The sequence below is a fragment of the Paenibacillus sp. FSL K6-1230 genome (assembly GCF_038002385.1).
Classification (GTDB): domain Bacteria; phylum Bacillota; class Bacilli; order Paenibacillales; family Paenibacillaceae; genus Paenibacillus; species Paenibacillus massiliensis.
Genome location: NZ_JBBOCK010000001.1, coordinates 4,789,641 through 4,804,590 on the forward strand (window position 1 = coordinate 4,789,641; position 14,950 = coordinate 4,804,590).

A 14,950-nucleotide genomic window follows, 5' to 3' on the forward strand; every position below is an offset into this window, starting at 1 on the left:
GTGTATTGGTTATATAGGATCACACCAGCTCTGTTATCTCCTCATTCTCCTGCAGAAAAGTGTTCAGCTCTTCCAGCGTAGGCATGGCATCCGAGCAGCTATGCCGTGAAATGACGATTGAGGCTGATGCACTGCCACGCTTCATGGCCTCTCCAACTGTCTCGCCTGTCATGAGTCCGTAAATGAAGGCTGACGCATAGGAGTCACCAGCTCCGAATGTCTTCAGTACCTTCGTGCGGAAGATCCCGCTACGGTGTGACTGTCCATCTGACGTGTAAGCGATGGAGCCACTGCCACCATGCTTGATGACGACCAGCCTCGCCCGATGCCCGAACCAGCGTTCGGCTGTCACCTTATCATCCGATGCCGCTTCATTGAACAACTGCTCCATCCTATCGAATTCCTCCCGTGTACCAATGATGCAGTCGCATTTCTCGGCAGCTAGATTGTAGTACATGGCAGTCTCCGCATCCGACTTCCAGGTGTAGGGGCGATAGTCAAGATCAAAGAACACTGTAACTTCATGCTTGACTGCCAGCTCAAGTGCCAGAAATACCGCTTCCCTGGATGGGCTCTTCGCGAGCGCGGTTCCGGATATGAGCAAAGCTTTGGTCTGGCGAATGTAGTCCTCGGAGATATCCGCCGTAGTCAGCAGCAGATCAGCAACATTGTCACGATACATCAAAATGCTACACTCCTGCGGGCTCTTGATTTCGGTGAAGGCTAATCCAGTTACGGCTCCCGTATGATCATCTACAACCTGACTGTCATCCACGTGGTTCGCTTGCAGATAGCTCCGGATGAAGCGGCCCATCGGGTCGGAAGCAATTTTGCCGATAAATCCACTCTTCAAGCCTAGCCTTGCCGCGCCGATCGCAATGTTCGCCGGGGAGCCTCCTACATATTTCGTAAAAGTCATCGTATCCTCCATGGGACATCCTGTCTCATTGGCATTCAGATCAATGCAGAGACGGCCTACGGATACCAGGTCTATCGGGCGTGCAGCATCAAAAGCAAGCGGTCGTACCGGATCAAATGCAGGCTGCCCATTGTGAAGTAATACCTCTCCATTCATAGCGCTTCCTCCTTGAAGGTAGAATCAACTAGCTACTTAAAGAATCACGTGACATGTGGAAGTAGACCAGACTCATAATATATTTCTCCCAAGTAAATTTCTTGCACAATATCTTGGTTAACTACCTTGCTAATAGCTTGAATTTGGTAGCCAGGGTCAGGATCAAGGTCAGGGTCAGAGCCATGCTCTTGCTAAAGATTTTGGTTAACACCTTAGGTTAAGCGCTTAACCTAACTGTAAAAACTATTATAGTAGAGATGTAAGCGCTTATCAATTACATTTTTTAGAATCCTGCAAGTGAAAAATAGTGCGTAGTAGCGCATGAGGAAAAAGGTCCCTTTCTCCCGGAGAACAGTCAAATTAATCGGGAGCGGGACCTGTGGATTGACGAATAACGAGCTCTGGCTGAATCAGCACCTTATCCTTAGCAGCATCGGGATCAGCGATGCAGTCCATTAGCTGCTGCATGGATTGTCTGGTCATATCACGCAGGGGTTGAGCGATACTGGTGAGAGAGGGATGGCAAATATCTGCCAGCAATGTATTATCGAAGCCAACGACAGACAAATCCCGGGGAACATCCAGCCCGACGTAGCTGGCCTCCTGCAGTACGCCGATGGCCAACAGATCGTTGCAGGCAAATATGGCAGTTGGCCGTCTATCTGTAGGAATGGATAACATCGTGCGTGCCGCAGTCCGACCATTCTCCAGCGTGGCAGAGGTCTGGATCATGCATTCAGACTCATCTGGCTGCAGTCCCGCTTCGGTTAATGCCTCTATGAAGCCTTGCTCCCGCAAACGGCTACCAGACAGGCTGTCCGAAATAATCCCTAGCCGGCGGTGCCCAAGTGACAACAGATATTTCGTGGCCTCATAGCCCCCCTGATAATCATCAATGGTGACGCTGTTACAGGCTAGCGAACGAATATCCGCAGAGAACAGTACCGTCGGAATTCGGTCGGTCAGCAGACGGGCTACCCGCTCCGGCGGACCTGTGTGCGAGGCGATGATCAGCCCGTCTACACGCTTGCGCAGCAAAGACGAGATATATCGCTCCGCCTTCGTATCATCACGATCGGTACTACAGATCACCAGATCATTGCCCGCTTGCTGGGCATGATCCTCGAAATGACGGGCTGCTTCTGCGAAGAAGGGATTGGCAATGTCCGGAATCATCAGGCCAATTGTGCCTGTTCGCTGACTCGTAAGCGCGGAAGCCACCATACTCGGCTGATAGTTCAATTGCTCCATGATGCGCGTCACCTTCTGCCGTGTCTTGTCACTGATACGACCGTTATGATTCAGCACCTTGGAGACGGTAGCAATCGAGACACCTGCTTCTCTAGCTACATCGTAAATGGTTGGTTTGTTCATTATTTATGTTCACCTTTGCTTAAAATAACAGCTTTGTATTACTCCTTCTTTGCTTCTTCCGTGCCTCTACCGTGCTTCTACCGAGCCTCTTCCTTACTTCTTCCGTGCTTTTCTATATTTCTTCTAATCTTTTTCTGAATTAGTGATTTGACGCTATTATAAGTAATATATCTGGATATGGCAAAGACAGGCGCTCACTACGGAGATTGCAGCCTGTCTTTGCCATAGTGACAACGGAGTCGGCTCCAGTCACCAATATAGTGTTCTATCTTACGGATATCAACCGAGCCTGGTCATTCCCACGTGCTCAACTAGTCTTCAGGCCAGCCCTCCAGAACCATGTTCTCGCTATCTGTCAGATCAGCAGCTTGGGCATAATCCGGCAGAGCCCCGCTATGGAGCAGCCAGAGCTCATGCAATGCCCGCGTACAGCCTACATACAGTAGCTTTGCATCTCCGGCATTGCTCAGATAATGCTCTGTATCCGCATCGGCAACAACGACCGCGTCGAATTCCAGCCCCTTCGAGAGATAGACCGGAAGGACCGAGTGACCGCCTGTGTACTGCTTTTTGCTGCCGTCAATAAGATTCAGCTCCCAGCCCTGCTTGGCAAGCTCCGCATGCAATTCAACAGCCTCGCTTAATGTACGTGTCAGAATGGCAACGGTGCGGTAATCCTTCCCGGTCAAATGTCGCAACGCACGTTCCAGATCCGTACTGCGCTTCTGCGTCGGGTGAGCAATGACACGGACCGGATCACCACTACGAAACACCGGGATCGCAGTAATACCGCTCTTCACACCACGCTCCAGAATAATGTTCGCATAATCTATGATCTCCATAGTCGAACGATAACTGCGTGTCAGTGCATAATAAGCATGATGCTCAGCAGGAAAGAGACTGCTCATCTCATCCCAGGCGTGGACGCCGCGATACTCATGAATGCCTTGGGACAGGTCTCCCAAGATCGTGAAGGAGTGTCCTTTGACGAACAAATCCAACAAGGCAACATGAAATGGAGAGAAATCCTGTGCTTCATCAATGACGATATGGTCGAACCGCTGTCCGCCATCAATATCATGAATTAACGCATGGATGTACACCAACGCAGGCAGATCCTCCTCACGGATGATATTCTGCTTCAAATCCGTAGCCGTCTGCTTCACGATCGAGCGTGGAAGCTGAGCATGGATCTCGTCAGGGACACTCCCTCCCTTGACAGTCTTAAATAGCTGCTTGTACATCGTTAGCGGCTCATATTGTGGCCATTTTTTGGCATAGGCCTTCTCGCGCGTGGCTGCCTTCTTCTTACATTCCTTGCGCAGGGCTTCCGATTTCAGCTGCTTCAGCTCCATCTCAATCCAGCGATGAATCCGTGCCATGACGCGCTCCTTGCGCTTCGCAAGAGGATAATGTCTATATTCCTCGCTGAACCAGCGCTCAATCTCGGATCTGGTCAGCACGGCCCCATCCCACGGTATGAAGTCTGCCTCTGGTACAGCGTCACTCTCCAGCCCGGATAGCCATTCCTTCAGCAAAGTCATGAATCGGATCGATCCCTTGTAGCGTCCTGGCACCTCATCACTAAGCTTCGGACGGTTATTCGGCTCCTCGAACCAGAGATTCAACGTCTCACTTGCATTTGCAATCGGAAGCTCAATCTCAAGTAGCTGGACCGCCCAATCCGTGAACGTGCTCTGCTGAATATCTCCAACACCCAGTTCAGGCAGCACATCCGAAATATAGTCCAAAAACATATGGTTGGGGGCAAAAATGATCATACGCTCAGCCGCAACCTGCTCCTTGTACTGATACAGCAAGAAAGCAAGCCGATGCAAGGCCACGGTCGTCTTACCCGAGCCCGCTACACCTTGAATAATCAAGGCTGTATCCCGCTGCGCCCGAATAATCTGGTCCTGCTCCGCCTGGATTGTGGAGACGATATCACGAAGCTTGTTGTCCTTGTTCTCCCCAAGTCGGTATACGAGAAATTCATCGGACACCGCTGGTTGGTCACTATCCCGGTTGAAGGTATCCGCAATTCTCTCCAGCATTCGCTGGCGAATAACCACGTTCCGCTTCAGGTATACCAACCCTTCAATCAGACCCTCCGGAGCTTCATAAGTGGCCGGGCCCTCCCCCCCAGTAAAGGAGTAGAACAAGCTGGCTACTGGCGCACGCCAGTCAATGACCAACGGATGATCCCCTACCTCTTCCCGATCCACACCGACCTTACCGATGTAGAGCGGCTTTCGGCTATCCGTTCCCGATTCTTCAAAATCCAGCCGCCCAAAATAAGGCTCCTTAGAGCTCTTCGTCAGGGCAACTCGTCGTTCTTCACGCTGGGCCTCAAGAACCTGCTCCGTGAAGTCATGACCTGTATAGATCGGTATCCCTCGCAGTCGTTCCAGCTGCTGGTCCACTGTCTCCATGGTCCGCTTCAGTCGATCAACTTCTTCTTGATAGGCACTTTGAAAGCTTTGTGACATGTTTCAGTTACCTCCTAAGAATATTCTCTTATGGTCAATCGCTGACAACACAAAAGGATTACCAATATACCACATTCCTCCAACGAAAGCTATAAGAAGCCCAACATGAACCCGCTTTCCAGAACCCCGCAGTTCCCCATAAGAACAACCAATCAATTCCTTTTGGTGCTACATCATTTTTTCGGCAAGAGCTTTTGACTGTCCAGTGGTTTTAATACATTATCATTCTAAAAAAGATGCCGTAAGCTCAGCTAATTCCTTTGATTTAGTATGATGTAAATAGTGTCCTCCCTCTATGATTTGAATAGCTGATTTGTCACTATTTTTAACCATATCTTGATGAATCCTCAACCAGTTATCATTAGAATCCATGCTTTCTGTTGCCAAGAAATACATAACGGGCAGACTTTTAGGGTACTGTATCTCAGCCGTTTTATTAAAATTCTCCAGCATGGATTTGCCTTCATTCATTGTTGCTTTTGATCCTATATTTTTTAGAGACAAATATTTATATTGCTCGGCTAATTTATCTCCCACATCTGGAATCTTCAGCATGTCGGTGTTCATATTTGAGAGTACACGATACAGTCCCGATTTACTTAAAAGCTCAATGGCCCCCGCTATATTATCATCGGCTCCCCCTTGTGAAGGAAGGCTGCTATCAATTCCTATAAAGGCTTCAACCTCATTAGGATATTTTTTAATATACTCAAGAGAGTAGACCCCCGTAATTGAATGGCCCATCATCGTATACTTTTTGATTCCCTGCTTAACCAACACCTCATGTATTTCGTCGGTTATATTTTCAACAGATCTTTCCTTATCCGTATCATCACTTAGACCATATCCAAAGGGTTCTATCGCAATAACTCGATAGTTTTGTTCTAACTCACTAATCAGTTGCTTGAAATCAATGATCGGTGCAGCTGTCATATAGCCCGGTAATAAAACGATTGTCTTTTCACCTGTCCCGGAGATCTGGAAGTTCATGTTTTCTCCATCTATAGCAACAGTTTCGCCGTAAGAAGCTATCTTCTTTTCTTCACGACTTAGTTGAATTTTATTGTTAATAAACACTCCTGCAAAAAACAAGACAATAATGATTAGTATGGATAGTAAAATAATCCCCGTAATTTTCAATGTTTTTTTCATTACTTGCTCCTTTTTGTAGTAGCACCTGTTAGTTCTTTGACAATCGTTGAGAAGACTTCATCACTTATAACGTTTACTCCACTTTCCTTTAACACATACTGAGCAGCTTTTAATTTTTCAAAAAACGTCTCCATTGTATTTGGGAATAATGCTTGGATGAACCAGGTACTTGTTAATAAAATAATGATTTCAGCCATTTGTTCTGGATATGCTACCTTAATAGATCCATCCTCATTACCTGCATGAATGTACTTTACTATTTTAGGAGCCAGAATTTCGCATATTTGTGTGTTATAAATCGAGCTAAAAGTGGGATCGTTTAGTAAGGCTAATGAAGCTGCTGTCGATTGGGTAATATCCTCATTAAACATCGCTTCAAGTAAAATATTTTGAATTTTTTCTAGGCCACTTAAATCCTCTCGTTCATCAATAGAATCTAATAAATCCTGATCCGGTATAAACCTTTTTGCGATTCCTACAATAATCTGATATTTGGAATCAAAATGATGGTAAATCGCACCGCGAGTAAGTCCATCCAATCCGGCAACAATTTCACTGATCGAAGTCTGCTCATACCCTTTCTCAATAAATAAAACAGAAGCAGTGTCTAGTATTAAGTTTCTGACTTCCTTTGCTGTATACTTCTTCCTCAAATTATCCCTCCCCAAAAACATTCAATCGGTATGTTTTTATTCAATTTAAAGCAAAAGCATATAAATATCAATTCTTTTTTAATCTTTCTTGATTACTAGCACAGCTTATATCAAATTGTGTCTAAATATATTATTAATGAGTTGTGATAAACAAAAACCACTGACTACCTGATAATACAAAAAAGCCTCCGAACCCATACGACTAAGGTTCAGAGACTTCTCAAATGATCCGGTTGCGTTCAGACTACTGCATGCAGCACGAAATTGGCAAGGAACAGGATAGCAATGACATACAGCACGAGTGGCACTTCTTTACCTTTTCCCGCTGCAAGCTTCGCCAAGGGGTATGCGATGAAGCCAAATGCCATTCCATCCACAATGCTGTAGGTGAACGGAATCATGACCATGATCAGGAAAGCTGGAAATGCGTCTGCAAAATCCGCAAAGTTCATTTCCTTCACATTCTGCACCATCAAGCCACCGATAATAATCAGCACAGGAGCAATCGCACTATCTGGAATGTATGTCAGCAGCGGAATGAAGAAGAAGGTCAGACCAAACATGATCGCTGTCACGAGTGGCGTAACACCTGTTCGACCTCCTGCCGCAATCCCGGCAGTGGATTCCGCCGCGGCCACGGTAGGGCTTGTACCGAACAGTCCAGCAAAAATATTACTGATGGCCAGCGCACGCAGACTGCCTTTGAATGCCTCCGGCTTGCCAATCATCGCGGTCTGACCCGCAACAAGGCCAATGTTCTCAAAGACCACGATGAGCAGTAGCAGGAAGACGGCGATCCAGAACGCGATCGTAACGAAGCCTGAAGCTGTAAAGTTCGCGAAGAGCTCACCATATTGCCGCACAGTCTCCTCACTCTTCACAGCAGCCTGTGGGTGCACCGCGCCCAGCAAATACGCCAGCCCCGTACCTACCAGCATGCTGATCAGTAGCCCGCCTTGCACATTTCGAATAAACAAAATCAAGGCCAGAATCAACGTCACACAAGCGGTAATAACCCCAGGATCACTAAAATGTCCAATAGCAACAAAGGTCGTCTGATGAGCAATCACGATCCCGCTCTTTTGCAGACCAATGAAGGTCAGGAACAGCCCGATCCCAACAGTAATGCCGTGCTGGAGATTATGAGGAATCGCCTCGCTAATCTTGCGATATAGGGAAGTGAACGCCACGATCGCGAACAGCACACCCGTGATGGATACGACCGTCAGCGCTTCCTGCCAGCTCAGCTTCATGGAGTGAACAAGTGTATAGGTGAAGAACGCATTGATCCCCATCCCGGGCACCACAATAATCGGAGATTTACCACCAAAGGCCATCAGCAGACAGCCTGCCACCGAAGTAAGCAATGTCGCCAGCATAGCACCCTGCAAGGGCATGCCCGCATCGGACAGAATCGTTGCATTGACCAGAATAATATAGACTACGGAGAAGTAAGACAGCAGCCCCGCCGTAATTTCCTTCTTCCATTGGTGCTCGGGTGTGAAGCCAAGCGTACGGGAAAACATCCCTCGGTTCATAAACGTGCAGCCTCCAAATCGTTAACATAAGATGTCATGATAAAAAGCAAACATTACCCATCATACACTCCTTTCGCACCTTTCACAAGGCTTTCACAATAGTTTCAGATCCCTTTTCAAGCCCCCTCCAAAGACCACTCCACGCCCGACCTCCGACTGAATCCAATCATTCCAAAATCACAAAACAACGGACCTCTACCATTTGAGCAGAGTTCCGTTATTCTGGATTGAATTCTTATTTAGTTCGTTTCTGATGCGGCTAGCTTGGATGGTATCCTGTTATTAGTCCAGTTATGTCCTGTCCATTACCACACTATTCAGACAATACGATGTAGACAATATTATTTAAACAATACTATTCGGACAAAATTCGTTTCTGTCCTTCCAAGGCACGAATTGGCGCAACGTTCTGCGTAAATTCCAATGTCCCCAGATAACGACCATCTGCATCACGGACAGCGAAGTAGCGAATCAGGATGAATTTGTCCTTCATTGTAATCCAGAAATCCTCGGCATCCTTCTTCCCGGCTTTGAAGTCCTCCAGTAGTTTCTCCACGACATGTACGCTTTGTGGTGGATGACAATTTTGCACTGTACGGCCAATTACGGCTTTTGTACGGGCGAAGATCCGTTCCTTACCATGAGAGAAGTAGCGAACAACATCATTCTCATCAATAAAGGTTAGATCCACTGGCAGATGATTCATGATCAGCTCCAGCTGCTGCATGGATAAAATTCCTGTCTCAAAGCGGATGAAGCCCTGTGGAGTCGCACCTTCAGTCTGTGCTGTGCCAGCTTGCTCCGTAGCTGTCTGTGCGTGTGTACCGTCAGAGTCTGCTTGGGACCCTTCCGGCTCCGCCGCTCTGTGAGGAACCCATTCCTGCTCTGGGGCTGTCAGGCAAAAGCCAATTTCCGGGCTTTCATGGGCAATCTTGACCCATTCATCCTCAGTCAGCTTGCCGAGAGCCATCGGGAGCAAGATGTTCTCTTCCTTGAAAATCATCTCGTTGACCTCACGGATCGCTTGCTCCAGCGTGTCCACTACCTCTTGTTGATTGCCCGTATAGTTCGTCAGCATCGCTTTGGCACCCTTGATCATCGCCCGAATGCCGTCATCAATTCCCCACATCACCTTTGTTGGCCCAAAAATTCCGTAGCGCTCCAGGTAAGGGAAGAGCAGATTCTCCTTGCGGCTATAGTGCTTGTCGATGTCCAGCAGCAGATTGAGATCCTCCAGCAGCTTGTATCTGATCTCGTCACTATCCTGTCTGGCGAACTTGTCCTTGTGCAGCTCAATCTGGAAATTAACCAGCTTCTCAATTTCGCGATTTTCCAGCTTGAAGGTGTGTACCGGGTGACCTGGCTGCTCTTCAGGCTTCTCAGACCGGTGAATGTCCTGGATCGATCCCTTGAAGATCGCTGTATGCACAGAGCAAAGGCGTTGCACCTCGGATACAGGAATGCCCTCCTCCGTCATCAAGGCGTGTTCCAGCTCGGAAATCTCCGCCACCGTCACATCACCGACCGCCTCCTCGAAGCGAGCCTTGACCTCCTCGACACTTTTACCAGCATGCAGTTCCTTGATAATCTCCTTCAGCAGCTCCTGACGCTCCGACCGTTCTTTTCCCATCATTTCACGATTATTAATCAGTTCACTCATCTTCGCTCGCCCCTCTATTCTTCAAGTGCAAAGCCTTGCATGGCAAAGGCTTGCCGAACCGTATCTACATCCATCTTTTTCAGCCTCATACCTTTGTTCAAGGTCATGTAACGACCTGCCGTCTGCAGCATGCCTGGAATGGCGATATCACGAAAGCCCAGTTCCATCATGATGTCCTTCACTTCAGGATAACGCTCCACAAGGTGCAATATTGGCTCATTCATGCTTAACGTACGACCCATCTCATCACTCCTGGCTAGCTACCGTATTACGGCAGTCGATATAGGGTTTAACTTTGACTGTCTTTTGTGACTTGAATTAATTGCTTGATGGCTTGCATTCGTTGAGAACATTTCTCACTAACAACTTAACATACGGTGATAAGGTCGATTGTGATTACAATCACAAGTTTTTAGAAATCACAATTTGCACTAAACTGTCGGTTTCACAAGAATATAAGGCTTGGACATGCGGAGGTTAGACATAAGGAGGCCTGTTCGAATATCCTCTAGTAGCTTCTCTGTGTATTTTCTATGCTGACAAGCTTGCAATGTAATGCTATCTTTTTTAGCAATCATTTACTAAAGAAGGATGATTTGCGCTCGAATCCAAGTAGTATTCAAATAATAAAGAAAAAGACCGATATATGAACTGTTATTTTGTATTACACAATTTTCTAATACATACAGTCAGGATGGAGAAGATTAGGTTCTGTAATAGCTGTGGAAAAACCATCATTAAAAGTAGTCGTTTTTGCCATCATTGTGGGGCAGAAATATCAATCCCCGAGCTCAAAGCACCTCCCGAGCCTGTGGGTTCAAAGGAGAGTATTACTGATGTAGTGAAGGTTGAATCTGTTATACCGGTGGAGTCTACACCTGAGGATTTGATCCACCCTTCAGATACACATACCAAGCCCGTAAATGCTTCTAAAGAATCAGCAAAGTCTAATGAGGGGACAAATCGTCACGCTGTGCCAAGTAAGACCCCTCGATCAAAAAAGAAACTGATAGCTATGATCTTGGTCGCTACTGCTGCTCTAATCGTAATCTCTGGTATTGTAACGTCATACCTCTCACAGCAAAAATACACGCATGCCGCATCTCTGATGAGCAGCGGTAATTATGAGCAAGCCATAGAGGAGTTCAAGGATTTAGGAGACTATAAGGATTCGGCAGTGTTATTAGCAAAAAGCAATTATCTGTACGCAACGCAGCTCATCAAGAACAAAGACTATTCGCAGGTTAAGGAGATTATCACTGATTTGGAGCTTTATAAGCATATTCCGGAAGCTAGGCTTCAAATGGACTATCTAGAGGGGCTTGTATCCCTGAACAACTCGGAGTATGCAAAGGCAATCGAGGCATTTGAAAGAAGTGGAGATTATGAAGATAGTAAGCAGCAGCTCATCGAAGCTAAATATCAGTATGGAAAATATCTGATTTCGGGTAATAATTCTGCAAAAGCCCTACCCTTACTTCAAGAAATTAAAGAGCATAGGGACACTGGTACACTCCTTCATGAAGCACAATATTTAGAAGGTATCCGACTTTTCAAAGAAGGGGACCTGACCGAAGCCAAAGCTAGGTTGACTAGCATCGGAGATGACAATTACAAGGATACGAAGAAATATTTAAAGGAGATCGGACTATTAGAGCCTTTCCAAGGTACATGGCAATATGGCTCAGGCCAACAAGTGATATTCTCAGGATTAACTATATATACTGTCACCTGGCCAGGCACATACAAGCAACATGTGTATGATTGGAAGGTTATCATTGAGGGGAATACTGTAAAAAATAATGCTGCCTCAACATTTGTCATTAAAAATGGGAGTTTACATCAATACAGAACGGTTGACGGAGAGACAGACTTAACCGTTTTTAATAAATTAAGCTCCTCAACCACGCTTCCCACCGCCAAAAAATTGCTGGCTCCTGCCATCGGCATGACCGCTCCGGAAGTACGAGAATCCAGTTGGGGAGAGCCTTCAGACATCAATAGGACGACGACTAGCTTCGGTGTGAGCGAGCAATGGGTTTATTCGAATTACTCTGGCTACCGTTTCATTTACTTGGATGATGGCATCGTCACCTCTATTCAGGAATAACATGTTTACCCCAATAAAGCGAATATTCTTTCCCAGCAGACACAAACAACCACTTCACTTCCGAAGTGGTTGTTACTCATTTGACACGCTTGCCCCACAACTTGACTCTCCACCAACTAGAAGTTGCAATGCTTAGCTGGGCACGCCACATAAAAAAAGCCCGCAGACAGCAATGAAGATGCTATCTACGGACAGGCCCGTGCACAGGTGCAACCAGGCATTAATGTTGAGTATGCAAATGGAGTCTTGCACGCTAAGCCTTGCACGCTTAACCATAAGGAAGGCAAGGGCCCCCTAATTTAAGGTACAAGTTATAAGGAAGCTCTATGCAAGCAGTTCCTTCACCGCGACACTGACCATGATCAAGCCAGCAACAGGCGGTACAAATGCATTGCTTGCAGGAGGCTGCTTGGCTTTACGGATCGCTGGAGCATTCTCCGGCACGATCTTCTTCGTGATGTCCTCACGCGGCTTGATCGGCTCCTCCGTGGAAAAGACCACCTGAACGCCTTTCTTGATGCCTTCCTTGCGCAGCTTCGTCCGAATGACACGTGCCATCGGGTCCATCGAGGTTTTGGAAATGTCCGCTACCTGGAACTTGGTCGGGTCCATCCGGTTCGCCGCACCCATGCTTGAAATGATGGGAACCTTGCGCTCCAGACACTGCTTGATCAGATGGATCTTGTAAGAGATCGTGTCTGAGGCATCAATGACGTAATCCAGCTCGAATTTGAACAGCTCCTCATAGGTCTCTTCTGTATAGAACATGTTAAGAGCTATGGCTTCGCATTCGGGGTTAATCAGCTTCACACGATCTACCATCAGATCGGCCTTCTTCTGTCCAATCGTGCTGGTAAGCGCGTGGATCTGACGGTTAATGTTGGTGATGTCCACGACATCCTTGTCAATCAGGATGATCCGGCCGACTCCGCTTCGAGCTAGAGCCTCTACCGCAATCGATCCTACACCGCCTATGCCAAGCACAGCGACTGTGCTATTTTTCAACTTCTCAAGTCCTTCGGAGCCGATGGCCAGCTCAGTACGGGAGAACTGATTCAGCATACCCGTCGATGACCTCCTTTGTCATGCTGTAATATTAAGCCTTGCTTGCAGCAGGCTTCGGTGCGAGACGAATATGCAACTGCTCCAGCTGCGAATGGTCCACCTCAGACGGTGCGTTCATGAGCAGATCCGTAGCGCTCGCCGTTTTCGGGAAGGCAATTGTCTCTCTCAGGTTCGTGCGGCCCGTGAGCAGCATCACCAGACGGTCGAAGCCAAAGGCGATACCACCATGAGGAGGCGTTCCGTACTCGAAGGCATCAAGCAGATAGCCGAATTTATCGTTGGCTTCCTCTGGAGACAGACCGATTGCGTTGAACATTTTCTCCTGCACGTCACGCTTGAAGATCCGCATGGAGCCGCCACCGACTTCGTAGCCGTTCAGGACGATGTCATAGGCTTGGGCACGGATTTGTCCCGGGTCAGTATCGAACAGGGCCAGATCCTCATCCTTCGGACGCGTGAACGGATGATGCTCTGCTACATAACGTTTTTGATCCTCATCATAGCCGAGCAGCGGGAAGTCTACCACCCACACGAACTTGAATTTGCTGTCATCGATCAGACCCAATTGGCGCCCAATCTTCAGACGCAAGGCACCGAGTACATCCGCTACGACCTTCTTCGTGTCTGCAGAGAACAGCAGCAGATCGCCTTCTTCGGCTCCCGTGCGCTCTTTGACAGCTTCGATCTCTTCCGGCGTAAAGAACTTCACGATTGGCCCCTTGAATTCGCCGTCCTTGACTTGAATCCACGCCAGACCCTTCGCACCATAGCGCGCAGCATATGGTCCAAGATCGTCAATCTCCTTGCGTGTCCATGTTCCGCAGCCCTTCGCATTCAGGACCTTCACTTCTCCGCCCTTCTCAATGACCGAAGCGAACACCTTCACACCGCTAGTTGCTACAATATCGTTCATCTCGATCAATTCCATACCAAAGCGCAGATCCGGCTTATCTGAGCCGTATTTGCCCATGGCATCCGCATAAGTAATGCGTTGGAATGGCAGCTCCAATTCTACACCGACCGTCTCGCGGAGCAATCTGGCCATCAATTGTTCCATCATGCCCATGAGGTCATCCTGCTGAAGGAAGGATGTCTCAATATCGACTTGAGTGAACTCTGGCTGACGATCCGCACGAAGGTCCTCGTCACGGAAGCAACGAGCAATCTGATAGTAACGCTCAAGGCCACCTACCATCAGCAGCTGCTTGTAGATTTGCGGCGATTGTGGCAGAGCGAAGAATTCACCCTCATGTACACGGCTTGGCACCAGATAGTCACGCGCACCCTCTGGCGAGCTCTTTGTCAGGATTGGTGTCTCTACCTCAATGAAATCTTCTCCATCCAGGAAGTCGCGGAAGATCTTCGCAGCCTTGGAACGCAGCTTGAGTGTGTTATACATTTCCGGACGACGCAGATCCAGATAGCGGTATTTGAGACGCAGGGACTCATCCACCTCTACACCATCTTCGATGAAGAACGGAGGAGTCTTGGCTGCATTCAATACCTCGATCTCGGTAATCTGTACTTCAATTTCCCCTGTCGCCAGATTCGGGTTAATCGTCTCTGCGTCACGCTTCACCACTGTACCTTTGACAGCAATGACGTATTCACTGCGCACACGGTCAGCAATGCCCAGAGCATCACCAGAAAATGCCGGATTAAATACAACTTGAACGATTCCGCTGCGGTCGCGGAGATCGATGAACAACACGCCACCCAGGTCACGCCGGGTCTGTACCCAGCCGTTCAAGGTTACTGTCTCTCCAATATGCGCTGTTGTCAGGGTGCCGCATTGATGACTCCTATTCATGATCATTCTCCTTTAAAATGTATA

11 protein-coding genes are annotated in these 14,950 nt (G+C 47.7%); 1 reads left to right on the forward strand and 10 read right to left on the reverse strand.

Annotation, left to right across the window (positions count from 1 at the left end):
* Positions 1-19: 19 nt before the first annotated feature.
* The 8 genes from iolC to MKX74_RS21125 all read right to left on the reverse strand — a co-directional run bounded on the left by iolC (position 20) and on the right by MKX74_RS21125 (position 10,183).
* Positions 20-1,075: a 5-dehydro-2-deoxygluconokinase gene (iolC, locus tag MKX74_RS21090; protein WP_341179742.1), complete on the reverse strand. Its 1,056-nt coding sequence runs from the start codon at positions 1,073-1,075 to the stop codon at positions 20-22.
* Between the two features lie 360 nt (positions 1,076-1,435).
* Positions 1,436-2,449, reverse strand: a complete 1,014-nt coding sequence (locus MKX74_RS21095; RefSeq protein ID WP_341179743.1) for a LacI family DNA-binding transcriptional regulator — start codon at positions 2,447-2,449, stop codon at positions 1,436-1,438.
* Between the two features lie 311 nt (positions 2,450-2,760).
* Positions 2,761-4,938: a HelD family protein gene (locus MKX74_RS21100; RefSeq protein WP_341179744.1), complete on the reverse strand. Its 2,178-nt coding sequence runs from the start codon at positions 4,936-4,938 to the stop codon at positions 2,761-2,763.
* A gap of 222 nt (positions 4,939-5,160) precedes the next feature.
* Positions 5,161-6,090: an alpha/beta fold hydrolase gene (locus MKX74_RS21105; protein WP_341179745.1), complete on the reverse strand. Its 930-nt coding sequence runs from the start codon at positions 6,088-6,090 to the stop codon at positions 5,161-5,163.
* Complete coding sequence (locus MKX74_RS21110) at positions 6,090-6,743, reverse strand: TetR/AcrR family transcriptional regulator (protein ID WP_341179746.1); 654 nt, start codon at positions 6,741-6,743, stop codon at positions 6,090-6,092. The genes MKX74_RS21105 and MKX74_RS21110 overlap by 1 nt, the downstream gene beginning before the upstream one ends.
* Before the next feature lie 239 nt (positions 6,744-6,982).
* Entirely contained in the window at positions 6,983-8,281 is a 1,299-nt protein-coding gene (locus tag MKX74_RS21115; RefSeq protein WP_341179747.1) for an NCS2 family permease, read from the reverse strand.
* 355 nt (positions 8,282-8,636) lie between these two features.
* On the reverse strand, positions 8,637-9,941 hold the full coding sequence (locus tag MKX74_RS21120) for a DUF438 domain-containing protein (RefSeq protein ID WP_341179748.1): 1,305 nt from the start codon (positions 9,939-9,941) through the stop codon (positions 8,637-8,639).
* 14 nt (positions 9,942-9,955) lie between these two features.
* The gene (locus MKX74_RS21125; protein WP_341179749.1) at positions 9,956-10,183 is read right to left on the reverse strand and encodes a DUF1858 domain-containing protein; all 228 of its coding nucleotides are present in this window, start codon (positions 10,181-10,183) and stop codon (positions 9,956-9,958) included.
* Positions 10,184-10,635: 452 nt separating this feature from the next.
* On the opposite strand from MKX74_RS21125, the gene MKX74_RS21130 reads away from it, so the two are divergent.
* The gene (locus MKX74_RS21130) at positions 10,636-12,051 is read left to right on the forward strand and encodes a zinc-ribbon domain-containing protein (RefSeq protein ID WP_341179750.1); all 1,416 of its coding nucleotides are present in this window, start codon (positions 10,636-10,638) and stop codon (positions 12,049-12,051) included.
* Between the two features lie 324 nt (positions 12,052-12,375).
* Here the strand turns inward: MKX74_RS21130 and MKX74_RS21135 are convergent, their stop codons facing one another.
* Both MKX74_RS21135 and aspS read right to left on the reverse strand, forming a co-directional pair.
* Positions 12,376-13,113 carry a tRNA threonylcarbamoyladenosine dehydratase gene (locus MKX74_RS21135; RefSeq protein WP_018887771.1) on the reverse strand — a complete coding sequence of 246 codons (738 nt, stop codon included), beginning with the start codon at positions 13,111-13,113 and terminating at the stop codon, positions 12,376-12,378.
* Positions 13,114-13,147: 34 nt separating this feature from the next.
* Positions 13,148-14,926, reverse strand: a complete 1,779-nt coding sequence (aspS, locus tag MKX74_RS21140; RefSeq protein ID WP_018887770.1) for an aspartate--tRNA ligase — start codon at positions 14,924-14,926, stop codon at positions 13,148-13,150.
* Between the last annotated feature and the right edge of the window lie 24 nt (positions 14,927-14,950).